This is a genomic window from Streptomyces sp. B21-105 (genome assembly GCF_036898465.1).
GTDB lineage: Bacteria > Actinomycetota > Actinomycetes > Streptomycetales > Streptomycetaceae > Streptomyces.
Genome location: NZ_JARUMJ010000001.1, coordinates 7960587 through 7983678 on the forward strand (window position 1 = coordinate 7960587; position 23092 = coordinate 7983678).

Here is a 23092-nt window from a genome sequence, read left to right on the forward strand (position 1 = left end):
GCGTCGCGTCAGGACGCGGGGGCGTGCTTCGGGGCCCGGAGCCGGAACGCGCTCCGGATCAGCGAGACGCACGCCAGGGCACAGAACCACGCGCCCGGCTCCACGAAGGACAGGTCTCCTCGGAGGATGAGCAGGCTGCTCAACCAGAAGGCGTACAGCGCGGTGGTGAGGCCGGTGATCAGGAGGTGCAGACGCCGGAGCGGACGCGGCACGGCTTCCCAGGGAGAGCGCCGCAACGCGGCCAGCACCGCGCCGCACGAACCCAGCCCCGCCAGTGCGACCAGCGCGAACGGCCACGCACCGCCGAACGGCCAGATCGTCGCGTACATCCAGTACTGCTGGAACAGGTTCGCGACGATGGTCATGCGGTTGTGGAAGGGCAGACACAGGGCGAGCACCAGAGCCGCTCCGGCGAAGCCGAAGGGCAGAGCACGCAGAAGTGCCGAGGGCGGCGGGGACGGCGGGGTCACGTCCGTCGTCGGCGTGGCGGGCGGCACGGGTGGGGGGACCACGCCGGACGGAACCCCCGGACGCGGCCGTGCGGACGCGGCCCCGGCAGCCGCCCCCGGTCTGGTGCCTCCGGCTGTCGCGGCCCGTCCCGATCGCGCGGTCCCGGCGTTCGCGGGCTGCTTGGGCTGCTTGGGCTGCTTGGGCCGGGCGGTCGTGCCCGGTGCGGAGCGAGGGGCTCCGGCCGCAGTGGCGGCCGCCGGGTCGGCGGGGAGGGCTGAGCCGGCGGCGGTCGCCGTGGGGTGGGTCGAGGCGGACGGGGTCGCCTTCGGCCGGGGCCGGGCCGGCGGGGCGGGCGGAGAGGCCGGGGGCGCGACTCGAGGTTTCGGGGTCCGGGCCGCGGGAGACGCGGGCGGCCCCGTCACGCCGGGATCGGTGACCCTGGGATCGGCCAGGCCCGGATCGGCCACGCCGGGTCCGGTGACGGCCGCTCCGGTGAGGGTGGCCGACAGGGCGCGGGCGACCTGTCCGGGCAGCCAGGCGGCGGCCTCGGTGACGACTTCGGTGGGTGTGTAACCGCCCACGCCCGCCACCTGGGCCAGTTCCTCGATGAGTTCGCCCACCGCCGGGCGGTCGGCCGGGTTCTTGGCCAGACAGCGGGCGACGATCTCCAGACCCGGCCCGGGCAGCCGGTCGAGCCGGGGTTCCTCATAGGCGATGCGGAAGTTGAGCGACTGCGCCGAGCCGGTGCCGAAGGGGCCGGTGCCGACGGCCGCGTAGGTCAGCACCGCGCCGAACGCGAACACGTCGGTGGCCGGGGTGACCGGGTCGCCGGTGAGCTGTTCGGGAGCCATGAAACCGGGCGTGCCCAGGATCGTCCCGGTGCGGGTGAGCGCCGTGGACTCGGCCGCGACGGAGATCCCGAAGTCGACCACCCGGGGCCCGTCGGCGGAGATGAGCACGTTGGACGGCTTCAGGTCCCGGTGGACCAGACCGGCCGCGTGGATGGCCTCGAGGGCCTCGGCCAGGCCCGCGCCCAGCATGCGCACCGGGTCCACCGGCCAGGGGCCGTGTGCCGCGACGGCCTGGTCCAGGGCCATTCCGGGCACATAGGCGGTGGCCAGCCACGGCGGGGAACCATCGGGGTCGGCGTCGACCAGGGCGGCCGTGTAGAAGCCGGTGACCCTGCGGGCGGCCGCCACTTCCTGGGCGAACCTGCGGCGGAACCCCGGGTCCTCGGCCAGTTCGGCCCTGACCACCTTGACCGCCACCAGACGCCCGCTGGGCGAGCGACCCAGGAAGACCCGTCCCATCCCGCCGGCGCCCAGCAGCGCGGAGATCCGGTACCGGCCCACCTGCTGCGGATCGGTCGGCTTCAGCGCCTCCATCACGCTCCCCCTGAATCACCCCATGTGCGTGCGCACTCGCGTCATTACACACCACGCCCGCGACCGCGAAGCAGGGCAGCAGTTCCGTGAAGCATTTACGACTGCCCTCACGGCGGTGGCTGGAACGACAAGGTCGACGCCATCCTGTTCTGAAACACTGAGTACTGCTTCTTTCCTCGCAACCGACAGGACCTTCGACAAGCCCTATCGTTGCAGGTCAGGACAATGCCGGTGATTTAGTGCATCGGTGCAGGTGGGACGCTGTGCTGCTGGCGGTTTTGGGCGGGTAGACCCATGGGATGCATGAGGGGATTCGCCCCGATCTGATGATGCGCCAGATGATCTCGGGACATGGCAACGGGGCTCCCGGTAGGACAGGAGATCGACCAAGATCCGACTGTCTGCAAGGGAGCCCCGTTGGGCGCTCAGTCTGCCATCGCTGCTGCCTCAATCGTCATGTCGACGCCCCGGCCAGTGTCCCCTCGAAGTCCCCGAAGACGGTTGGAGCCGCAGTTCGGCGACCGGATCCGACTCGGCGTACTCACTGAGGAGATCACCCCCGAAGTGGTCGACGAGGTACTGGAGTTGACCGGAAGGGCCGAGCGCCGCCGCAGGCTCCTGCCGGCCCGCGCGGTGGTCTACTTCGTCCTGGCTCTCTGCCTGTTCAGCAGCTCCGACAGCACCGGGCCGCCGGGATACCGGGTGGTCCTGCGGACCCTGACCGAGAAACTGCGGCACCTGCCGGGCGGCCTCGTCCAGCGCCTGCCCACCAGTTCGGCCCTCACCAGAGCCCGCCAGCGCCTGGGCGACAAGCCGTTCCAGGCGCTCTTCGAACGCCGGTGCGGCGCCCAGGCGACACCCGCGACCCCAGGAGCGTTCGCCTTCGGCCTGCGGCTGGTCGCCTGGGACGGCACCGCGCTGGACGTACCGGACACCGCCGGGAACGCTGCCGCGTTCGGATTCACCGGCCGCGACGGCACCAACAAGAGCGGAAACCCGCAGGTCAGACTGATGTCTCTGATCGAGTGCGGCACCCACGCCATCATCGACGCGGCCTTCGACTCGATCGCCAGATTCAGCGAGCACAAGCTCGCCCGACGCCTGCTTGCCTCCCTGCGGCCGGGCATGCTGCTGCTGGCCGACCGCAACTTCGCCGGCCACGAGTTGTGGGGCCTGGTCGAGGCGACCGGCTGCCACCTCGCATGGCGGATCAAGAAGAACCTCGTCCTGCCACCGCTGTGGGTGCTGCCCGACGGCTCGTACGTGTCCGTCATGCCCACCCCCGCCGAGGGCCAGCGCCTGGGCAACGCCCGCTTCCACGGCCGCACCCCGACAGGGCTGCCTCAAGGACACCTCGTGCGCATCATCGACTACACCGTCACCGTCCGGTCCCAGGACAGGCCGGCCCTAACCGAGAAGTTCCGCCTGGCGACCAGCCTGCTCGACCACCGGCAGGCGCCCGCACGGCAGTTGGCCCAGCTCTACCACCAGCGCTGGGAGATCGAGAACGGCTTCGCGGAACTCAAAAACCGGCTACGAGGCGCCGGCTTCATCCTGCGCTCCAAGACCCCCGAGCTCATCTGCCAGGAGGTCTACGCACTCCTCACCGTCTACCAGGCACTGTCCGCGCTCAAAGTCCACGCAGCCGAACAGGGCGAGGTCGATCCCGACCGGATCTCCTTCACCACGATGGTGCAGCTCGCCCGGCTCACAACCGCCGGACAGACCGCAGCGAACCCGCAGATCCTGTGCACCGCCCGACTCGAAGTCGTCCAGGAACTCCTCAACGACCTCCTTCCCCCACGCCGCGACCGCCGCTGCCAACGACTGAAGAAACCACCGAGGAACACCTTCGAAGCCAAACGCCGGGACGAGCCCCGCCCTCCCAGCCGCGTCAGCTACTCACTCAAAGTCACGGGGAACCCAGGACACCTATCCTCACCTGCGGAAACACCCTAAATCACCGGCATTGCAGGTCAGGATCACTTCTCTTTTTTGATCACACCTCGGACGCCAGCCCACGTGAAAGCGCGAGGCTCGGTCGCGCCGGCCGGCCTGGACCTGTACGCCAGGGCCTGGGCGAGCACTTCGGCGTCCCGGCCCGGTCACGAGCATGCTCATGTCTTCGCTGCGGGTGGTGCCCCCGACCGGACCCGGAGCCGCAGCCGCTGCACTGCCTGATCCGCCACCGCGACAGCGTGCTGAGTAAACGCCAGGTCCTGGAGGACGTACGGGAGGCGGACTGGCGGGGGCGCTCGTACATCGTCGAGCTCTACATCAGCTACCCGCGCAAGAAGGTGGACACCCTGTTCGGGCGCAACGGCATCGAGACCGTGCGCGGGCTGGGGTACGGGTTGCCGAGCTGAGCGCCGGGACAGATTCTCGGTGCTTGCCGGAGGAGTTGTTCAACTGCGGCCGCCGACGTTCCGGAGCCGGTCGGTTACCGTAGCGAATCGCCGATCCGTCGGGAGAAGCTCGTTCTCCACTGGTGGACGGCACTTTTGAAGGTTCACTCGTCGTGCGAGGGGGCACCAATGAGAATCCGCAAGGCCATTTCCGCAGGGGTCGTCGTTGCGACCGCTGCCGTTGGCACGATCACCGCAGTCGGCGGCCCGGCCCAGGCCGCCTGGGAGCCACCGTTCAGGAAATGCACGTCATTCGATCAAGGTGGGTTCAGGGGTGACGTCTGTGTGGACCGGGTCGGCCTCGGACCACAGGAATTCCTCGGCCTGGGCCACATCCAGGCATTCCCCAGCAAGTGCGCCAAATTCCGGGTCGACGTCGTTGACCCCGATGGCACGGCGGTGCGTTCCGTGAACAACATCCCCTGCGCCACCGGGACGGTCGGTACCGCACGATATCTCGCCGAGCTGCACGTGAACGGCAGGGCGTATGCCCGCCTGGTCAGCTTCGACAGCGAGGGAAACACGCTGCTGTCGGTCAACTCTGAGATCATCGTCTCTCCGTTCGACAACCACTGAGGGGCTGACGACTGCCCCTACGGCGGCGGCTGGAACGACAAGGTCGACGCCATCCTGTTCTGACACACTGAGTTCGACCAGACCTGCTCCACCTGCGGCGTCGAAGACGGGCCCAAACCCCTGAACGTGCGGGAATGGACCTGCGCCGCCTGCGGACCGTCCACGACCGGGACATCAACGCCGCGATCAAAATCGATACGGCCGCCGGACTGGCGGTATCGGCCTGCGGAGCGCCGGTAGGGCCGGGAGCGATCCCGGCACAGCGCGAAGAAACAGGAAGCCACGGATTCCCGACCGCACCCTGTGCCGCGTAGCGGCACAGGGTGCGGTCGGGAAGGCCAGAATCCTCGCCCTTCAGGGCGAGGCGCAAGTCAAGTGAACGACCGCGCCCTCGAACTGGGCGAGCGCCTGGCCGGCTTGTCGCCGATCGCCGTCTTCAACCGCGCCGGTCACGGCATCGAGTCCATCGTCCCCGAGACCGCCCGCGTGTCGGCGCACGACATCGCGGCCGCAGTGTCCCGCAGTTCCTCGGCGACCACTATGAAACGCTGCCGCCGATCGTTGACGGCGCTGCGGCTCACGCCGTACCCACTGCGACGTCGGAATGGTCGGTGGAGCGGATTCACTGGCGCAAGCGCTGTTGTGCCTGTTCCTCGGCGGCGTCAAGTGCGGGTTCGAGTGTGGCGAGCGCGGAGCGGAGCAGGTCCGGTAGCGAGCCGGACGGCACGACGAGCCCACCGCTTGCGAGGGGTGCGGCCGGAGGTTGCAGCCACTGCTGGAGCGCGACCCGAACTGCAGCGGCCACGCTCGCCGCGAGCACGCGGGGGGCGGGCGTGCCCGTGTGGCCGAGGCGCTGGTCGATCGCGGCGGCGAGGGGGTGTTCGATCGCTGCGGCGGCGTCGAGGTACGTGTCACGCAGCGTGGGGCTGGCGGTGATCAGCAGTAGCTCATCCTGGTCGCGGGGTTCGGTGTACTGCTCCAGGATCGCTTCGGTCAAGGCGTCGGCGAGGCGGACGTGGGTGGGCCAGGCGGCCACGGCCGCGGCGACTCGGTGTTCCCGTTCGGCGGTGACGGCGGCGACGATCGCCTGTTCGCGACTGGAGAAGTAGTTGTTGTAGGTCCTCGGCGAGACCCCGGCTGCCTCGGCGATGTCGTCGACGCGGACGTTGGCGGGTCCGTGCTTGAGGGCCAGTCGAAGTGCCGCCTCGCGCAATGCCACTCGGGTGGCCTGCTTCTTCTCCTCGCGCAGTCCGGTCCGCTTTGTCGTCACCGTCGAAGCATCCCAGCTTGAGTGCGTGCACGCAAACTTGCGTGCACGCACTATTTGTTCTTACTCTCAGGCCCCCTACAGAAAGGTTCAGACGCATGCGAGCCAAGGGCATCTGCTACGACACCGGCTTCCTCCGCAATGGCAGCAGTTCCCGGGAGCACTTCGACCCCGCCCTGGTCAAGAGGGAGCTGACGATCATCCGCGACGATCTCCACTGCACGGCCGTCCACATCACCGGCGGCGACCCGGACCGCCTGGAGCTCGCCGCCCGTCACGCCGCCGAGCTCGGACTGGAGATCTGGTTCTCGCCCTACCCGCTGGAGCTGACGACCGACGAAATCCTCATCCTGATCGCCGAATGCGCAGAGCGGGCCGAGCGGCTCCGGACACAGGGAGCCGAGGTCGTGTTCGTCACAGGTGCTGAACTGAGCGTCATGAACCGTGGGTTCCTCGAAGGCGACAGCGCCGAAGAGCGAATCGGCTGGCTGCTGAGCGACCCGGCCCGTCGGCCCGAGAGGGTCGCCACAGTCGGCACCCGCCTCAACGCCTTCCTCCGCGAAGCCGTGGCGGTGGTCCGCGAGCGCTTCCACGGCAAGGTCACCTACGCCGCCATCCAGTTCGAAGCCGTCGACTGGGACTTGTTCGACTTCACGACCTTCGAACTCATCCGGTCCGCGGAGGTGGCCGACCGATTCCGAGACGCTGTGCGCAGCCTCGTCGCGCAGCCCAAACCGGTCGCTATCACCGGCTTCGGTACCGCCACCTGGCGCGGCGCGGGTGACGTCGCACCCCGCAGCATGGAAATCCTCGAAACCGACGAAGCCACCGGAGCTCCGCTCCGGCTGACCGGAGAATACGAGCGCGACGAGGCGGGCCAAGCGGCCTACCTGATCGACCTGCTGGAGATCTTCGACAGCGAGGGCGTCGACAGCGCCTTCGTATTCCTCTTCGCGTTGTACAACCTGCCCCACCGCCCCGAAGGCGATCCTCGCGACGACCTCGACCTCGCCAGTCTCGGCATCGTCAAGATCCTCGAAGACCGCCACGGCGACACTTATCCCGACCTGCCCTGGGAGCCCAAGGCCGCCTTTGCCGCGATCGCCGACCACTACCGCGACTGAGTCCGCTCGGGAGCAAGGCGTGGGGGACGGATGAGGCCCTGGAAGTCCTTCCGATGATCATGAGGTGGCCCGTGCCTGCTGCTGCATCCTCTCCCATCCCTGCCGCGCTGGTGAAACTGGGGCCTCTGGACGCCGGCCGGATCGCCGACCTGCGCCTGTACTTCGACTCGGTGCCCGACCCGCGCGCCCGCCGGGGCCGGTGGTACTCACTCACGGCGATCCTGTTGGTGTGTGCGTGCGCGGTCGTCTCGGGAGCGAGGAGCGTCGATGAACTCGCCGAGTGGGGCCAGCGTGCTTCGAACGCACTCCTGACAGTGATCGGGATCCGGCGCCACCTGCTCAGATGGCGGCGCTCTCCGGCGTCGGCCACGATCGGCCGTGTGCTCGGGGCTGTTGACGGTGACGCCCTGGACCGGGCGGCCGGCGCCTATCTGGCCGACCGGCACCGCGCCGCCACCGAACCCGCCCAGGCGCCGTCGCCCTCCGCGTCCCGGCAGCGGCGCGTGATCGCTGTCGACGGCAAAACACTCAAGGGATCAGCCCGTCTCACCGCGACGCGCCGGCATCTGCTCTCCGCGGTCACTCACGGCACCGTCGTGACCCTCGCCCAGGTTGAGGTCGGCGCGAAGACGAACGAGATCACACACTTCCGTCCGCTGCTGGCACCGCTTGACCTGACCGGCACCGTCGTCACCTTCGACGCCCTGCACTCGGTCAAGGCGAACATCTCCTGGCTGGTGGAAACCAAGAAGGCCCACTACATCGCGGTGATCAAGACCAACCAGCCCACCGCCTACGCCCAACTCGCCGGCCTGCCCTGGCAGTCCATCGCAGTCCAGCACACCGCCTCCGGGACCGGACACGGACGCCGAGAGTCCCGCTCGATCAAGACCTGCGGGATCGCCGACGAACTCGGCGGGATCGCCTTTCCCCACGCCCGCCTGGCCATTCGCGTCCACCGCCGCAAGCCCACCGGCGAACGTGAGACCCGTGAGAGTGTCTACGCCGTCACCAGCCTCGACGCCCACCAAGCCGGTCCCGCTGACCTGGCCGCCGCGATTCGCGGGCACTGGGGAGTGGAGAACTCCTCGCACTACATCAGGGACGTCACTTTCGCCGAGGACGCTTCCACCGTCCACGCCGGGACCGCACCACGGGCCATGGCGACCCTCCGCAACCTCGCCATCGGCGTGCTGAAAACCCTCGGAGCCGACAACATCGCCAAGACCACCCGGGCGATCCGCGACGAGCCCTACCGAGCACTCCCCATCCTGGGCATCACCAACGATCCGGACAGCTACGGAACTTGATCAAGCCCTGCGGGCAGGGCGGTCGCTCGGGTCAGGTGACCATGCGCTGTCCGGTCGCTGTCCACAGGTCGGTGAAGTCGTCGGTCCAGCGCCAGAGTTGGGGCAGGCGGGACCCGCTGTCACGGTGCAGGTGCGAGTGCTTCACAGTGCGGCCACGGCTCCTCGGCCGGCCACAGCAACGGCCCTCAGACCGAGCTTTCCCCGACCGACGGCGACCCGGGACGAGGGTGCAGCCGGATCGCAGGACGCGCCAACGGCGCAAGCTCGGGAAATACCTCGGCCAGGTCCACGGGCAGGGCAGGGCTGATGCAAGTTCCGGAGGCGTGCGGTTGGTCGGGTAGGACCGGTTGGGGCGGATAGCAGAGCAGGCACGGGCTTCGTGATCATCGTGGTGTCTAAGCCCGTTGATCATGAGGTGGCCCGTGCCTGCCGCAGTATCTTCCCCTATCCCCGCTGTCCTGCTGAAGCTGGGTCCGCTGGACGCGGACCGGGTCGCTGACCTGCGTCCCTACTTCGGCTCGGTGCCCGATCCGCGTTCGCGGCGGGGCCGGTGGTATTCCCTGACGGCGATCTTGCTGGTCTGTGCCTGTGCGGTCGTCTCGGGTGCGAGGAGCATCGATGAGCTGGCTGAATGGGGCGTGCACGCCTCCAGCGGGCTCTTGGCGGCTCTCGGTATCCGTGGCCATCCACTCAGGTGGCGACGCTGTCCGTCGGCGGCGACGATCGGGCGTGCGCTGGGGGCAGTTGACGGTGATGCCCTGGATCGGGCGGTGGGTGCCTACCTCGCGGACCGGCACCGTAGGGCCGTCGAATCAGCCGGCACCTCTGAGTCACGGCGCGTCATCGCCGTGGACGGCAAGGCGCTCAGGGGCTCCGCCCGCGGAGACACGGCCCGCCGTCACCTGCTTTCGGCGGTCACCCACGGCCGCGTCGCGACGCTCGCCCAAGTGGAGGTCGGTGCGAAGACGAATGAAACCAGGCACTTCAAGCCGCTGCTCGCGCCGCTGGACCTGGCCGGTGTCACGGTGACCTTCGACGCCCTGCACTCGGTCAAGGCGAACATCTCCTGGCTGGTCGAGACCAAGAAGGCGCACTACATCGCCGTGATCAAGACGAACCAGCCCATCGCCCACAGCCAGCTCGCGGCTCTGCCGTGGCGGGACATCGCCGTCCAGCACACCCGCTCGGAGACCGGGCACGGTCGGCGCGAGTCCCGTTCGATCAAGACCTGCGCCATCGCCGACGAACTCGGAGGTATCGCCTTTCCCTACGCCCGGCTGGCCATCCGCGTCCACCGCCGCCGCAAGGAAACCGGCCGCCGCGAAAGTCGTGAGAGCGTCTACGCCGTCACCAGCCTCGACGCCCACCAGGCCGGCCCGGCCGACCTGGCCGCCGCAATCCGTGGGCATTGGGGAGTGGAGAACTCCTCGCACCACATCCGAGACGTCACCTTCGCCGAGGACGCCTCCACCGTCCACACCGGCACCGCACCCCGCGCCATGGCCGCCTTCCGCAACCTCGCCATCGGCACCCTGAAGATCCTCGGAGCCGACAACATCGCCAAGACCACCCGAGCCATCCGAAACAAGCCCGAGCAAGCACTCCGAATCCTGGGCATCACCAACAACCCGGACACTCAAGGAACTTGATCAAGCCCTGCCCTGCCCGCCCACGACCCGAAAGACCTCGGAGACCCCGCACCGGACGGCCACCCGGCGATCATCGCTGCCCGCGTCCCGAAGAAACACCCGGAACCCGCCCGACACCCGTGATCAGAATTCACGCGGTGGATCGAGGCTGAGGGCCGCTGTGAAGGTCAACTCCCGTTACTCACATTTCGCCCTGCGCATGGCGGGCGCGGGGTGTGACCATTCTCCCTCATCACCCAAGCCACGGAGAATCCCCCGGCGCACCCTGGAAAGTTACAGGGTCACCCTGAATGTCAGTCGATTAGCATGGGCGTCATTGGATCCAGCCGAATGCAGGATCCAACCAAGGGGAGACAATCATGCGTTAGCAGGCGGCTGTTCATTCTCGTTGTCGGCTGTCCACTTTGCCAAGTCGTACGGCCACAGGTCTGGACCGACTCGTCGTACCGGTCCTCCTCGATGTCGAGCTTTTCAAGGAGGCTGAATCCGAGCTCGTTGTCCTCTTCTGCTCAACAGTCCTGCAGGCCGAACACCAGGCTTTTTCAATCGTGCGTGGCTGTGCCACCCGGGCGAGGAAAACTACTCGGCCGACCAAGCCGGCCCTGAACCGATCACCCAAAACGCAATGGTTCGTCACCGGAGACATGCAATTCCCAGTCGAGCAAGAAGGGGCAACAATGCGCACCAGGGCAATAGCTATCTCATTTGGAATGGCTGTCGCGTTCACGGGGATCTCAGTGCCCACGGCGAGCGCCTACGACAACTCGGACCTGTCGGTCCGGAGTTGGGAATACAACACCAGCGACTGCCCTTGCTCGAACAACAGCGGCCTCGACTACACCAGCTTCAAGGAGGACGCGGGCGGCGAGGCTTTGAAGCTGGTCGTGGAGAAGAACGGCGTCGCCGTGGCGCAGGTCGAGTTCCACCCGTCGGACGAGGTGCTGTACGTCTACGACGGCAAGAACGACGGCGACACGATCTACGTCCGGGCACATTGGTGGGAGGGCCTCAAGAAGGAGGCGACCTACTGGGCGCCGGGGACGTCCAAGGAAATCGATATGAACAGGGTTGAAATGGGAGAAGACGACGACCTCGACGAGGGTGAGTCCGTGTACTTCAGGCTCTACGACGACAAGGCTCTGACCGACCCGATCACCGACTGGTACGACTACGTCGCGCATGCCTGACGGCCTGACGGCCTGACGCATGGGGGTGGTTGACGATGACAACCACCCCGCTGGACGTTCCCGCGCTGTCACCAAGGCCCTCCATGGCACGGCCTGCCCGAGAAGGCCCTTTCAGGTGGGTGGACTGGTCGCGCTTGCAGACCGCATGACGGCGGGGGCGGCCAGGGCGGCAGGCGTAATGATCGCAGCGAGGCCGTTTCTTATGGATCACTCCATAAGTGCCGAGCTGCCCATGATGCGATAAGTCCATGCGACCTGAACACTGCGGGACCAGGAACCACATCGAGCTGTGGCATGACTGTGCGCTGCCGTCTGGACCAGGGCGGATCAGGTTCTGGACAGTAGTGCGTGGCTCGCTCCTGCCGATATTCGTCTGGACAGGCGTGGCCTGCTTCACATACTTCGTCTACAACCCGGTCGTGACTCTGGTCCTCGGTGGGCTTTTCGCCTTGTCGTTCATCGTGGGGTTCGGGCTGCGTCGCAGGGCAAGGCACTCGGTTCGCTGCAGCGCCTACGGTGCGCTGGGCGGAGTATTCGACAAGTCCATGGCCGGGTTCTGAGCCGTTCCGGCAGAGGGCGCCTGTCATTGGCTGGAGCGTGTTGCCCACGCCCAGTGGATCAGAAACGAGCCCCTGGGCAATTGCCCACTTCAGACGTCCTCTCAGGCGGGCTGTCCGGTCGAGGCTGTAGACCGCATGACGACAGGGGCGGCCAGGGCGGCAGGCGTGACGCAGCTCAACAGGACCACGGGCCACGCGGCCAGTCCCACGAAGAACGAGGTGGGGACACTGGCGCAGAGAGCGGCCATTGCGACCGCGACGACGTGAGCGGACCGGGAGGTCGGATCGGTGCTCATCGCCTTGGCCCAGAGCAGCACGACCATGATGGTTGCCAACTCGACGGCTGCTGCGGGGACGGCGACCTGGAGTGCAGCCGCCCACCGGTACCCGCTCTGCGTGCTCGCTCCGGACTGCGCCTCGAACACGCCGGAAAGCCAGTAGGAGAAAACCGCCAATGGTGCGACCGTCGACACCGCGACGTATCCCAGGCGGATCAGGAGCTGAAAGCCTTTCACGCTTCACCTTCACATCTGTCCCGGCTAATACCGGGATACTGGGATGTACCAGGACGCCACCCACTGCCTGACCAACACAGATTTCGTACGCGCTGTTGTAGGTCTTGCCGTCGTTATCGTTTTCCCGCCGGACGACGACAGACGTGCCTCTGGCTCGCCTAAGTGCCGGTACCGGGGTGTGGGTTGTGGCGCTTCACACTCCGGCTTCCGTCAGGAACGGGCTCGGGGGGCCCGACCAGGAGATGTGGAGGCTGTCTCGGGGGCGGGTGCAGGCGACGAAGAGGAGGCAGCGTTCGGACATCATGTCCGCCTCGTGCTGTTGGGGGTCGAGGTCGGGCGGGGTGATCGCCTTCGCGAACGGCAGGGCGTCCTCGGTGACGCCGACCACGGCGACGCAGCGGAACTCGAGGCCCTTGAAGGAGTGCATGGTGCCGACCCGGACGGCGTCCGCGCCCTTGGCCGTGTCGGCGGAGCGCAGGGCGACGGCGGGCAGGCCGGCCGCTTCGAGGTGGGCCACCGTCGTCGCGCACGTCTTGTTGAAGCGGGCGGTGACTCCGATGTCCGCCGGGCGCACCCCCGCGTCCAGCCATGCCCGTACCTGCGCCGCGAGCGCGTCGAGTTCGGCTTCCTCGGTCGCCGCCGCGTGGACGGTGGGACCGTCGCCGTGCAGGGCGGAGCGGTAGCCGAGCAGGGTGTCTTTGCGGTTGGCGTCCTCCAGCTCGGCGATCGGCCGGCCGACGAGCAGCGCGGTCGACCAGCGCAGGATCTCCTGCGTGCTGCGGTAGTTCTTGCGCAGCTTCACCGACCGTCCGGTCACCTTGATGCCGAGCGACCTCAGGGACACCTTCGAGTCGTAGATGCGCTGGTGGGGGTCGCCGGCGATGAACAGGTCGTCGGGGCGGGCGGGGACGGCCGCGCGCAGCAGACGCCACTGCGCCGGGTGCAGGTCCTGCGCCTCGTCCACCACGACGTGCCGGTACTGCGGGCCCTTCTCCTCCAGCAGCCGCGCGGCCTCCACGCACGTCTGCAGCCAGGTGCGGGCTCCGTCGGCGGCCAGATCGGCCGTGAACCGCTCGATCGTCTCCCACACCAGGGGCCGTTCGGCGGCCGCGAGCCGGCTTCCGCGGCCGCGCCGGTCCGCCGTCTCGTACGCGGCGAGGGTCGTGATGCCCTGGGCCAGGACGACGTGCCGGTACTCCTGGAGGAGGAACTGGGCGCTGCCGGGGAAGCCGGTCGCCTTCGCGGCCTTGCCCCAGCGGCTTTCCTCCGCGTTGTGCAGCAGCGGCCGCAGGGGCACCGCGCCGGGCGAGTCGGCGACGACACGGCTCGCGAAGCCGTCCACCGTCGAGATGTCCACCCGCGCGCGCAGCTCCGGGTCCTCCACCAGTGACTCGAGTCCGGCGCGCAGCGCGTTGACGAGCGCGTTGGTGTACGTGGTGAGGAGGACGCGGTCCCCGTCGCGCAGATGCCCCAGCAGGTGCTTGACGCGGTGCAGCGCGACCACGGTCTTGCCGGTGCCCGGCCCGCCGGTGACCTGGGCGGGCCCGGAGTAGGACGCCCGGTAGGCGACCTTGCGCTGGGAGGGGTGCAGGAACACCCGCCAGGCCGCGAACGGCTTCTCGAGGATGTCCCGCAGTTCCTCGGAGGCGGTGACCAGAGCGATGCGGGCCCGGCTGTGCCGGATCGCCGTCTCGTAGTCCTGGGTGTCCACCGGCTGCGACGACGCCTGCAACGCGGGTGCGACGATGTCCTGCCAGACCTCCTCGACGCTGCACCCCTCCGCGAGGTACTGCAGCACCTCCCGCTGGTCCTGCGGCAGCAGCGGCGCGAAGATCTCCAGCTGCTCCTTGTCGACGAGCGACCGGGCCTGCCGCAGCGTCTCGGCGTCGATGCCGAGCGCGGTGAGGTCCCCGTCGGAGAACTTCGCGAACAGCCGCTCCTTCGGTGACGTCAGCGCCACCCGCTCGTACGCCGGCGTGAGCTCGTCCAGCGTCGCCGCGTCGCGGATCTCGACGGCCCGTGTCACCTCGTTGATGCTGGACTTCTGCTTCTTCGCCCAGGCGATCGCCTTGTCGTGCTGCATGACCCGCAGCAGGACGAACGTGTCCCCGGTCGGCGGGGCGAGGACGACGCCGCGCCAGAACTGGTCGATGCGGATCGTCCGGATCTGCTTGTCCTTCGCGTTGGTCAGACTCTCCAGTTTCAGCCCGGGATCCTTGAAGAGCTGATCGAGGGTGAGCCGGCCGAACTTCTCCCACGCGTCCAGCACGCCCTTCCTCACCGGGGGCTGGAGTTTGGGGAGTTCGGCGAAGAACGCGATGTCGAAGGCGAGCTGCGGCATGGGTGGATCCTAAGCGCCGGGCGGGCCGGGGCGGGGGGAGAAGAGGCAGGTCAGGTGATCAGGCGGGGGATCCGGCCGGGCCGCCGTCGAGATCCAGACGGATCACCGCCAGCGTCTCGGCCACCTCGGCCGTGAGTTCGTCGTCCGGACCCCACACCACGCACAGGTCGGCGTGCAGCGGGTCCAGGACGCCGAGCGCGTCCGCGGTCCGGCCCTGCGCGAGCAGCAGCATGCCGATGTCGCGGCGCAGTTCGACGGCTTCCTCGCTCACGTCGCCGTCCACCGACCGTACGACGTCGAGGACGCCGTTCAGTCCGGCGAGCGCCTCCGTCACCTGGCCGAGTTCGCCGCGGCAGCGGGCCGCCTGGGCCCTGCTGTCCCGGGCGTCCGCGCTGCCGGGGCCGCTGACCCGCCCGTAGGCGTCGGCGAGAGCCTCGAACTCGGGCAGCGCGGCCCGGTGATCGCCCGCGAGCTGGCGGCTGACCGCCCGGTACATGCGCAGTCGCAGGACCGCCTTGTTCTCCGAGCCGAGGGCACGTGCGGCCGGCTCGATCACCTCGTCCACCACCTCGGTCGCCTGCGCGTAACGCTGCTCCTCCAGCAACGCCCGGTAGTGCGCGGCGACTTCGCGGATCTGTTCCCGCAGCGCCTCCCGCTCGGCCTCCGGAACGACGGGCGGCGCGTCGACCCCGGCGGCCGCCCCGGCGCGCGGCGCGTTCGCCGCCCCGGCGCGCGAGCGGGGCGCGTAGGGGCGGCGGAAGATGCCGGTCGGGTCGGGTGCGCCGACGGGCCCCGACCCGTCAGGCACGGCGTCCTCACCGGGCGGCGGCAGGAAGGGCCGCAGCCGCTCGTACACCTCCTGCACGTCGACGGGCCGCGCCTCGGGTGCCTTGCGGAGCAGGTGCAGGACGAGATCCTCCAGTTCCTCCGGCACGTCGGCCCGCAGCTGCCGCAGGGGCGTCGGGGGCGCGTTGACGTGCTGCATCATCAGGTGGAACTCGCCGTCCCCGCTGAACAGCGGCCGCCCGCAGAGGAGTTCGTGCAGCACGCAGCCCAGGGCATACAGGTCGGTGCGCGGCGTGACCCGTCCGCCGCGCACCTGTTCCGGCGCCATGTACTGGTGCGTCCCGATGGGGCTCCCGGTCGCCGTCAGCCGGGTGACGTCCGTCTGCAGGATGGCCGCGATGCCGAAGTCGAGCACCTTCACGGTGCCGTCGCGTGCGACGAGGATGTTGCCCGGCTTCAGGTCCCGGTGCACCACGGGCACGTCGTGCGCGTACGACAGCACGGTCGCCACCTGCGCCGCCACGGCCACCGCCCAGCTGACGGGCAGCGGCCGCGCCGGGTCCACGTACGCGGTCAGCGGCACGCCGTCGACCAGCTCCATCACCAGGAACAGCTGCTCGTACGACTCGTCCAGCACGGCGTCGTACACCTGCGGCACGCCGGGGTGCTGGATGCGGGCGGTGATCCGCGCCTCGCGCCGGAACCGTTTCGCGAACTCCTCCGCGAGGTGCGGTGACGTCACGGCCTGCGGACGGATCAGCTTCACGGCGACCGGCCGGTCCAGGACGGCGTCATAGCCCCGCCACACGTCCCCCATGCCGCCCTGGCCGAACTGCTCGAGCAGTTCGTAGCGTTCCGCGATCCGACGTCCGTCGTCCGGCACCTGACCCCCGCCCCGCCGCCCCCGTCGAGCGAACGTCCGAAATGATCTCCGCTGTGGTCGGAGACCAGTTTCGCCGCCCCGCCCCGGGCACGTCCAGCCGGATCGCGGGGCGGCCCGCGTCATCGGGTCAGGTCAGGTCTGTTCGGTTCAGGCCGGGTCTGCTCGGTTCAGGCCGGGGACGGTGCACTCCGCCCAGACGGTCTTGCCCGGACCGCCCGCGACGCGCGCCGTGCAGCCCCAGCGATCGGCCAGCTCCTCGACGAGCAGCAGCCCGCGACCGCCCTCGTCCGGTGCGGAGGCGCTGCGGATGCGCGGGAGGCGTTCGCCGCGGGTGTCGCTGACCTCGAGCCGTACGGTGCCGGCGGCCGGGTCCGCGGTGAGCAGGACGTGGAAGTCCCGTCCGGCGACGTGCCCGTGCCGTACCGCGTTCGCGCACAGTTCCGCCGCGACCAGGACGACGGCGTCGTGCGCGGCGCTGCCGTACGGGACGCCCCAGGCGTCGAGCCGGTGCCCGCACAGCCGTCGCGCCAGGCGGGCCCCACGCGGAGTGGAGCTGAAGCGCATCGCGAACCGGTGGGCGGTGAGGGGTGCTTGTGTTGCCGTCATGCACACACGGTGGCGTGTCGTGGCGTAGCGTGACCAGTGGTGACGCGCTGACGTCGGCTCTTCGTACGCGGCGGGCGCGGGCGCTGTACAGACGGTACGTGGGCGTGGGGGAGAGGCGGCAGGACGGTGACCATGCGGGACGAGGACGAGGAACAGCGGCAGCAGCGGCCGGAGGACGACCCGGGGACGGGCGTCGTCACCGCGTTCGGACGGCAGCTGAAGCTGCTGCGGGTGCGGGCCGGGCTCGAGCGCCCCGAGTTCGGCAGCCGGGTCGGCTACGCGGCCGACACGGTGGCGTCGATCGAGCAGGGACGGCGGATTCCCCAGGCCCGCTTCATCGACAAGGCCGACGAAGTACTCGGGGCGGGGGGCTTGTTGACGGCCCTCAAGGAGGAGGTGGGGCGGGCTCAGTACCCGGCGTTCTTCCGGGACGCGGCGAGGTTGGAAACGGACGCGCACGAGCTGTTCCTGTACGCGGTGCAAGCGGTTCCGGGGCTTCTGCAGACCGAGGAGTACACGCGTGCGCTGCTTGCCATGAGGCGTCCGCTGTTGGATGAGGACACGATCGAACAGCGGGTCGCGGCACGTCTGTTGCGCCAGCAGATCTTCACCCGCTGGCCTGCGCCGCTCCTGAGCTTCGTCATCGAGGAGGCTGTGCTCCGCAAGCCGTTCGGCGGTAAGGCGGTCCTGCGAGGTGTTCTTGAGAACATCTTGCTGGTCGGGGACAAGCGCAACGTCGAGATTCAGGTCATGCCGAACGACCGTGAGGACAACGCCGGCGTGGACGGTCCCTTCTCGTTGATCACACCGAAGATAGGTGACCAGATTGCGTACTTGGAGGTGCAAGGACGCAGCATCCTGGTCACGGACCGAGACGAGGTGCGGTCCATCTCAGCCCGTTATGGGATCATCCGAAGTCAGGCTCTCACTCCGCGAGAGTCCCTGGGATTCGTAGAGAAGGTGCTGGGAGAGCTATGAACACGGGTGAGTCGTGGCGCAAGAGCAGCTACAGCGGCGCGGAGGGTGGCGAGTGCGTCGAGGTCGCCGAGGCAAGCGGAGCCGTGTGGGTCCGTGACTCCAAGCGACCCGCAGAAGCCAGGTTGTCCTTCGGGGCCGAGGCGTGGGCGGGCTTTGTGCGGATGGCCGCAGCGTGCTGAACTGAACGGGAACTGACGGGACCCGGTGCGTGCAGCGCACCGGGTCCCGTCCTGTTCAGAGTGCGGAACGTGAGCTCTTGTCCGTTTCGTGGTTGAGGTTGGAGAAGGAGCGCTGGTCAAGGAGTGAGGCTGGCCCTCAGGCTTCGGGGCGGGCGAACAAGCCGGGTTCGGTTTCGACGAGGATGCCTCGGCTGACCAGGCGCTTCAGTTTGGAGCGGATGCCTTCGGTGTTCTTCGGGAGGATCGGCAAGTCGAGGGCCTGGCAGAGGTCGCGGGCGCGCATCGGCCGGCCCGCGTGGGCCAGGGCGGTGAGGATCTGCTGGTAGGCGGGGTGGTCCGGGATGCCGGGGCGGTCCGGGCCGGTGGCGGGTGAGGGCAGCGGGAGAGTGAGGAGGGTCTTGCGGGTGATGCGCAGGTTCTGGCTCTCCGCATCGATCTCGCCGAGCTGCCGGGTGAGTTCTTCGATGCCGGCCCTCAACTGCTCAGCCTGGTCGGCCAGTTCGCGCTCGCGGGCTTCGAGGCGTAGCGCAGGCTCTGCCGGTTCAGATGCACGACGCAGCGCTGCACAACGGTTTGGGGCCACACGTTCGCGACCGCGTCCGGCAGAGCCGACAGCCCGTCGCAGACCAGCATGAGGACGTTTCTGACCCCGCGATTGCGCAGGTCGGTGAGGACTTGCTGCCAGAACTTGGCACCCTCGCCGCCGTCGCCGGCCCACAGGCCGAGGACCTCGCGGTAGCCGTCGGCGGTGACCGCGATGGCCACGTAGATCGGCCTGTTGGCGACCTGCCCGTCACGGATCTTGGTTCTGTCGACGATCTTGTGATGCGGACGGCTGAGCACATTGCTTCGCCTGTTCGCGATCATGCATCGCGTGCTCTCGTGATGTGCTCCTGGAGCTGTTTCCGTCCCTGTCCGCGTTGCTGATAGAGGAGGTCGAGCGGCGACCGGACCAGGTCGTGCTGAGAACGCGGGTGCGCGCGACGACTGGCTTGTGTCGGTGCGGTCAGAGCTCGGCCCGGGTGCACGGTCGGTACGTACGCAGGCTGCGTGATGTCGCCGTGGGCGGGCTCGGTGTCGTGATCGAGTTATGCGTGCGCCGCTTCCGCTGCGAGAACCCTGCCTGCACGGCGGTGACGTTCGCTGAACAGATCGTGGGACTGACGACCCCGCACAGTCGGCAGACCCGCTATTGCGCGGGCTGCTGACGCGGATCGGGCTGGCCCTGGCCGGCCGGGCAGGAGCCCGCCTGGCCTCCGCGGTCGGCGTCACCGTGGGCAAGGACACGCTGCTGCGGCTGGTCAGAGCCATGCCCGAACCGGAGGCCGGCGAGGTGGAGGTCCTCGGCGTCGACGACTTCGCCTTCCGCAAGGGCCGTCACTACGGCACGGTGCTGATCGACATGGCTACCCACCGTCCACTGCATCTCTACGAGGGGCGCGAGGGCGAAGACCTCGCCGCATGGCTCCGCGACCACCCCGAGGTGAAGGTGATCTGCCGGGACCGGTCCAGCGGTTACGTGGAGGGCGCACGCATCGGAGCGCCGCAGGCCGAGCAGGTCGCTGATCGCTACCATCTGTGGGCCAATCTCGGACAGGCGGTCGAGAGGACAGTGAACGGTCATCGCTCCCGTCTGGCCGAACCGCCTTCACAACCCGCAGACACCCCCGACGAACCGCAGGTAGTCCAGCTGCCGACAGAGCTGAAGATCGTGACTCGGCTCCGTGAACAGCATGCTGCCGCCCACGAGCTGTGGCAGCAGGGGATGTCGAAGGCGGGGATCGGCCGGAAACTCGGACTGCACCAGGCCACCGTCCGCAAACTGGTTCACGCCCCCTCCGCGGACGACGTCGTCGCCAAAAGCCTGCAGCGGGCGCATGTCGTCGACCCGTATGTCGGCTACCTGCACCGGCGGTGGAACGAGGGCGTCAGAAACGCCACCCAGCTCTACCGCGAGATTCAGGAACAGGGCTATCCCGGGGGCGAGTTGGCCGTCCAACGTCATCTGCGGCAGTACCGCACCGGGCGCGGACACGCACCCGATCCGGGGCCGAAGCCTCCGTCGGTCCGCGACGTCACCTCATGGATCATGACTCACCCCGAACACCTGCGGGATGAAGACGCGGGCAAGCTTCACCAGCTGCCTGAACGCGATCCCGAGCTGGACCGGCTCACTCTTCACGTCAGGAAGTTCGCCGTCATGATGACCGCATGCCACGGCGACCGCCTCGAGGACTGGATCACTGGATCACCGAGGTCGAACGAGACTCCCTCGTCCCACTCGCGGGCTTCGCCCGCAACCTCCGCCGCGACTTCGACGCCGTCCGCAACGGACTGTCGCTTCCCCACAGTTCCGGCGCCGTCGAAGGCAACATCAACCGACTGAAGATGCTGAAACGGCAGATGTTCGGCAGGGCCAGCCTCGATCTCCTTCGCAAACGCGTCCTGCTCGCGCGATGAGTCCAGCCCGTCCGGATCACAAGATCGTCGACAGAACCGATCTTGACGTGGATGGCATCGACGAAGACGACCGGATAGACCGCGTCGAGCGGGCGGGTGCGCCACTCGTTCATCGAATCCAGGTCCTTGTCGGTGATCGTGGAGATCGTCTCCTTGGAGGTCTTCATCCCGTACACCTCCTCGAGGTGCGCGACGATCTCCCCGGAGGTCATGCCGCGGGCGGTCAGCGAGAGCACCATCTCGTCCAGAGCACCGGTGCGACGGGCGCCCTTGGGCAGGATGCGGGGCCGGAAAGTGCCCAGCCGGTCACGGGGGATCTGCAGCGTGATCGGCCCGACCTCGCTCATCACCTTCTTCGTGCGATACCCGTTGCCGCCCGAACGCGAGCTCCGCCCACCGCCGCGCTCCGCCTCGGCGGCCAGATGCTCATCCAGCTCGGCCTCCAGGGCGGCCTGCATCAGGTGCTGCGTGATCGCGGGCAGCAGACCGTCCTCACCGACTAGCCTCAGCCCGCCCCCGCGGACCCTGTCCTGGGCCAGCAGTGTCAGCGCGTCCAGCAGGTCCAGGCTCAGCCCGTCCACGGACTCCCGCGTTCTCCTCATGTCCGCACCGTCCGCGGCCGCCCCGCCGGCGGCAAGCGACACGCCGCCCACCGTCTCGAGAGAGTGAGTCTTCTGGATCGTCATCAGGTGTCCCCTCAGGTGAAGTTTCCACCTAACCTCGCGCTTTCACGAAGTGGGCTGTCCGGCAGGCGGTCAGGAAAGCAGAAAGTGCCTCTGACCAGCAATGCCGGTGATTTAGGGTGTTTCCGCAGGTGAGGATAGGTGTCCTGGGTTCCCCGTGACTTTGAGTGAGTAGCTGACGCGGCTGGGAGGGCGGGGCTCGTCCCGGCGTTTGGCTTCGAAGGTGTTCCTCGGTGGTTTCTTCAGTCGTTGGCAGCGGCGGTCGCGGCGTGGGGGAAGGAGGTCGTTGAGGAGTTCCTGGACGACTTCGAGTCGGGCGGTGCACAGGATCTGCGGGTTCGCTGCGGTCTGTCCGGCGGTTGTGAGCCGGGCGAGCTGCACCATCGTGGTGAAGGAGATCCGGTCGGGATCGACCTCGCCCTGTTCGGCTGCGTGGACTTTGAGCGCGGACAGTGCCTGGTAGACGGTGAGGAGTGCGTAGACCTCCTGGCAGATGAGCTCGGGGGTCTTGGAGCGCAGGATGAAGCCGGCGCCTCGTAGCCGGTTTTTGAGTTCCGCGAAGCCGTTCTCGATCTCCCAGCGCTGGTGGTAGAGCTGGGCCAACTGCCGTGCGGGCGCCTGCCGGTGGTCGAGCAGGCTGGTCGCCAGGCGGAACTTCTCGGTTAGGGCCGGCCTGTCCTGGGACCGGACGGTGACGGTGTAGTCGATGATGCGCACGAGGTGTCCTTGAGGCAGCCCTGTCGGGGTGCGGCCGTGGAAGCGGGCGTTGCCCAGGCGCTGGCCCTCGGCGGGGGTGGGCATGACGGACACGTACGAGCCGTCGGGCAGCACCCACAGCGGTGGCAGGACGAGGTTCTTCTTGATCCGCCATGCGAGGTGGCAGCCGGTCGCCTCGACCAGGCCCCACAACTCGTGGCCGGCGAAGTTGCGGTCGGCCAGCAGCAGCATGCCCGGCCGCAGGGAGGCAAGCAGGCGTCGGGCGAGCTTGTGCTCGCTGAATCTGGCGATCGAGTCGAAGGCCGCGTCGATGATGGCGTGGGTGCCGCACTCGATCAGAGACATCAGTCTGACCTGCGGGTTTCCGCTCTTGTTGGTGCCGTCGCGGCCGGTGAATCCGAACGCGGCAGCGTTCCCGGCGGTGTCCGGTACGTCCAGCGCGGTGCCGTCCCAGGCGACCAGCCGCAGGCCGAAGGCGAACGCTCCTGGGGTCGCGGGTGTCGCCTGGGCGCCGCACCGGCGTTCGAAGAGCGCCTGGAACGGCTTGTCGCCCAGGCGCTGGCGGGCTCTGGTGAGGGCCGAACTGGTGGGCAGGCGCTGGACGAGGCCGCCCGGCAGGTGCCGCAGTTTCTCGGTCAGGGTCCGCAGGACCACCCGGTATCCCGGCGGCCCGGTGCTGTCGGAGCTGCTGAACAGGCAGAGAGCCAGGACGAAGTAGACCACCGCGCGGGCCGGCAGGAGCCTGCGGCGGCGCTCGGCCCTTCCGGTCAACTCCAGTACCTCGTCGACCACTTCGGGGGTGATCTCCTCAGTGAGTACGCCGAGTCGGATCCGGTCGCCGAACTGCGGCTCCAACCGTCTTCGGGGACTTCGAGGGGACACTGGCCGGGGCGTCGACATGACGATTGAGGCAGCAGCGATGGCAGACTGAGCGCCCAACGGGGCTCCCTTGCAGACAGTCGGATCTTGGTCGATCTCCTGTCCTACCGGGAGCCCCGTTGCCATGTCCCGAGATCATCTGGCGCATCATC

General features: G+C 68.5%; 20 protein-coding genes and 4 pseudogenes. 13 read left to right on the forward strand and 11 right to left on the reverse strand.

Annotated features, from left to right (window positions below; genetic code table 11):
- Nucleotides 1-8: 8 nt before the first annotated feature.
- Nucleotides 9-1835 carry a serine/threonine-protein kinase gene (locus QA802_RS35635; RefSeq protein WP_334531636.1) on the reverse strand — a complete coding sequence of 609 codons (1827 nt, stop codon included), beginning with the start codon at nt 1833-1835 and terminating at the stop codon, nt 9-11.
- A 501-nt stretch (nt 1836-2336) separates the two neighbouring features.
- Here QA802_RS35635 and QA802_RS35640 point away from each other — a divergent pair.
- From QA802_RS35640 to QA802_RS35655, 4 genes and pseudogenes are all read left to right on the forward strand, one after another.
- A complete protein-coding gene (locus QA802_RS35640; protein ID WP_334522742.1) occupies nt 2337-3794 on the forward strand; it encodes an IS4 family transposase in 1458 nt (485 codons plus the stop codon).
- Between the two features lie 221 nt (nt 3795-4015).
- A complete protein-coding gene (locus QA802_RS35645) occupies nt 4016-4201 on the forward strand; it encodes a winged helix-turn-helix domain-containing protein (RefSeq protein ID WP_334535079.1) in 186 nt (61 codons plus the stop codon).
- Between the two features lie 168 nt (nt 4202-4369).
- Entirely contained in the window at nt 4370-4816 is a 447-nt protein-coding gene (locus QA802_RS35650; RefSeq protein ID WP_334531639.1) for a hypothetical protein, read from the forward strand.
- A gap of 78 nt (nt 4817-4894) precedes the next feature.
- A pseudogene (locus QA802_RS35655) lies at nt 4895-5130 on the forward strand (zinc ribbon domain-containing protein); the annotation flags it as partial.
- A gap of 135 nt (nt 5131-5265) precedes the next feature.
- Here the strand turns inward: QA802_RS35655 and QA802_RS35660 are convergent.
- On the reverse strand, nt 5266-5397 hold the full coding sequence (locus QA802_RS35660; protein ID WP_334531642.1) for a hypothetical protein: 132 nt from the start codon (nt 5395-5397) through the stop codon (nt 5266-5268).
- A gap of 41 nt (nt 5398-5438) precedes the next feature.
- The gene (locus tag QA802_RS35665; RefSeq protein ID WP_334531645.1) at nt 5439-6086 is read right to left on the reverse strand and encodes a TetR/AcrR family transcriptional regulator; all 648 of its coding nucleotides are present in this window, start codon (nt 6084-6086) and stop codon (nt 5439-5441) included.
- A 95-nt stretch (nt 6087-6181) separates the two neighbouring features.
- On the opposite strand from QA802_RS35665, the gene QA802_RS35670 reads away from it, so the two are divergent.
- From QA802_RS35670 to QA802_RS35685, 4 genes are all read left to right on the forward strand, one after another.
- Nucleotides 6182-7207: a glycoside hydrolase family 113 protein gene (locus QA802_RS35670; protein WP_334531648.1), complete on the forward strand. Its 1026-nt coding sequence runs from the start codon at nt 6182-6184 to the stop codon at nt 7205-7207.
- A 71-nt stretch (nt 7208-7278) separates the two neighbouring features.
- Entirely contained in the window at nt 7279-8517 is a 1239-nt protein-coding gene (locus QA802_RS35675) for an ISAs1 family transposase (RefSeq protein WP_334531651.1), read from the forward strand.
- A 569-nt stretch (nt 8518-9086) separates the two neighbouring features.
- Entirely contained in the window at nt 9087-10166 is a 1080-nt protein-coding gene (locus QA802_RS35680; protein WP_334535081.1) for an ISAs1 family transposase, read from the forward strand.
- Nucleotides 10167-10876: 710 nt separating this feature from the next.
- Nucleotides 10877-11353, forward strand: coding sequence for a hypothetical protein (locus tag QA802_RS35685; RefSeq protein WP_334531653.1), 477 nt, complete (start codon nt 10877-10879; stop codon nt 11351-11353).
- 661 nt (nt 11354-12014) lie between these two features.
- Here QA802_RS35685 and QA802_RS35690 read toward each other — a convergent pair.
- The 4 genes from QA802_RS35690 to QA802_RS35705 all read right to left on the reverse strand — a co-directional run bounded on the left by QA802_RS35690 (nt 12015) and on the right by QA802_RS35705 (nt 17044).
- Nucleotides 12015-12428 carry a hypothetical protein gene (locus tag QA802_RS35690; RefSeq protein WP_334531656.1) on the reverse strand — a complete coding sequence of 138 codons (414 nt, stop codon included), beginning with the start codon at nt 12426-12428 and terminating at the stop codon, nt 12015-12017.
- Between the two features lie 193 nt (nt 12429-12621).
- On the reverse strand, nt 12622-14769 hold the full coding sequence (locus QA802_RS35695) for a UvrD-helicase domain-containing protein (RefSeq protein WP_334531659.1): 2148 nt from the start codon (nt 14767-14769) through the stop codon (nt 12622-12624).
- Between the two features lie 58 nt (nt 14770-14827).
- Entirely contained in the window at nt 14828-16438 is a 1611-nt protein-coding gene (locus QA802_RS35700) for a serine/threonine-protein kinase (RefSeq protein ID WP_334531662.1), read from the reverse strand.
- A 147-nt stretch (nt 16439-16585) separates the two neighbouring features.
- On the reverse strand, nt 16586-17044 hold the full coding sequence (locus tag QA802_RS35705; RefSeq protein WP_334531665.1) for an ATP-binding protein: 459 nt from the start codon (nt 17042-17044) through the stop codon (nt 16586-16588).
- Nucleotides 17045-17176: 132 nt separating this feature from the next.
- Between QA802_RS35705 and QA802_RS35710 the strand changes: the two genes are divergently transcribed.
- Together QA802_RS35710 and QA802_RS35715 are read left to right on the forward strand one after the other, a co-directional pair.
- Entirely contained in the window at nt 17177-18022 is an 846-nt protein-coding gene (locus QA802_RS35710) for a helix-turn-helix domain-containing protein (RefSeq protein ID WP_334531668.1), read from the forward strand.
- Nucleotides 18019-18201: a DUF397 domain-containing protein gene (locus tag QA802_RS35715; RefSeq protein ID WP_334531671.1), complete on the forward strand. Its 183-nt coding sequence runs from the start codon at nt 18019-18021 to the stop codon at nt 18199-18201. Before QA802_RS35710 ends, QA802_RS35715 begins: the two co-directional genes overlap by 4 nt.
- 136 nt (nt 18202-18337) lie before the next feature.
- On the opposite strand, the gene QA802_RS35720 is transcribed toward QA802_RS35715, so the two are convergent.
- Both QA802_RS35720 and QA802_RS35725 read right to left on the reverse strand, forming a co-directional pair.
- On the reverse strand, nt 18338-18679 hold the full coding sequence (locus QA802_RS35720) for a hypothetical protein (RefSeq protein WP_334531674.1): 342 nt from the start codon (nt 18677-18679) through the stop codon (nt 18338-18340).
- 35 nt (nt 18680-18714) lie between these two features.
- A pseudogene (locus QA802_RS35725) lies at nt 18715-19005 on the reverse strand (transposase); the annotation flags it as partial.
- 170 nt (nt 19006-19175) lie between these two features.
- Between QA802_RS35725 and QA802_RS41780 the strand changes: the two are divergent.
- The 3 genes and pseudogenes from QA802_RS41780 (at nt 19176) to QA802_RS35735 (ending at nt 20661) form a co-directional block, all read left to right on the forward strand.
- Nucleotides 19176-19409 carry a transposase family protein gene (locus tag QA802_RS41780; RefSeq protein ID WP_443042315.1) on the forward strand — a complete coding sequence of 78 codons (234 nt, stop codon included), beginning with the start codon at nt 19176-19178 and terminating at the stop codon, nt 19407-19409.
- Between the two features lie 101 nt (nt 19410-19510).
- Nucleotides 19511-19825: pseudogene (locus QA802_RS35730) on the forward strand (ISL3 family transposase); the annotation flags it as partial.
- 587 nt (nt 19826-20412) lie between these two features.
- Nucleotides 20413-20661 carry a transposase gene (locus QA802_RS35735; RefSeq protein ID WP_334535083.1) on the forward strand — a complete coding sequence of 83 codons (249 nt, stop codon included), beginning with the start codon at nt 20413-20415 and terminating at the stop codon, nt 20659-20661.
- Nucleotides 20662-20699: 38 nt separating this feature from the next.
- On the opposite strand, the pseudogene QA802_RS35740 reads toward QA802_RS35735, so the two are convergent.
- A pseudogene (locus QA802_RS35740) lies at nt 20700-21263 on the reverse strand (transposase); the annotation flags it as partial.
- A 195-nt stretch (nt 21264-21458) separates the two neighbouring features.
- Entirely contained in the window at nt 21459-22916 is a 1458-nt protein-coding gene (locus QA802_RS35745; protein WP_334522742.1) for an IS4 family transposase, read from the reverse strand.
- Between the last annotated feature and the right edge of the window lie 176 nt (nt 22917-23092).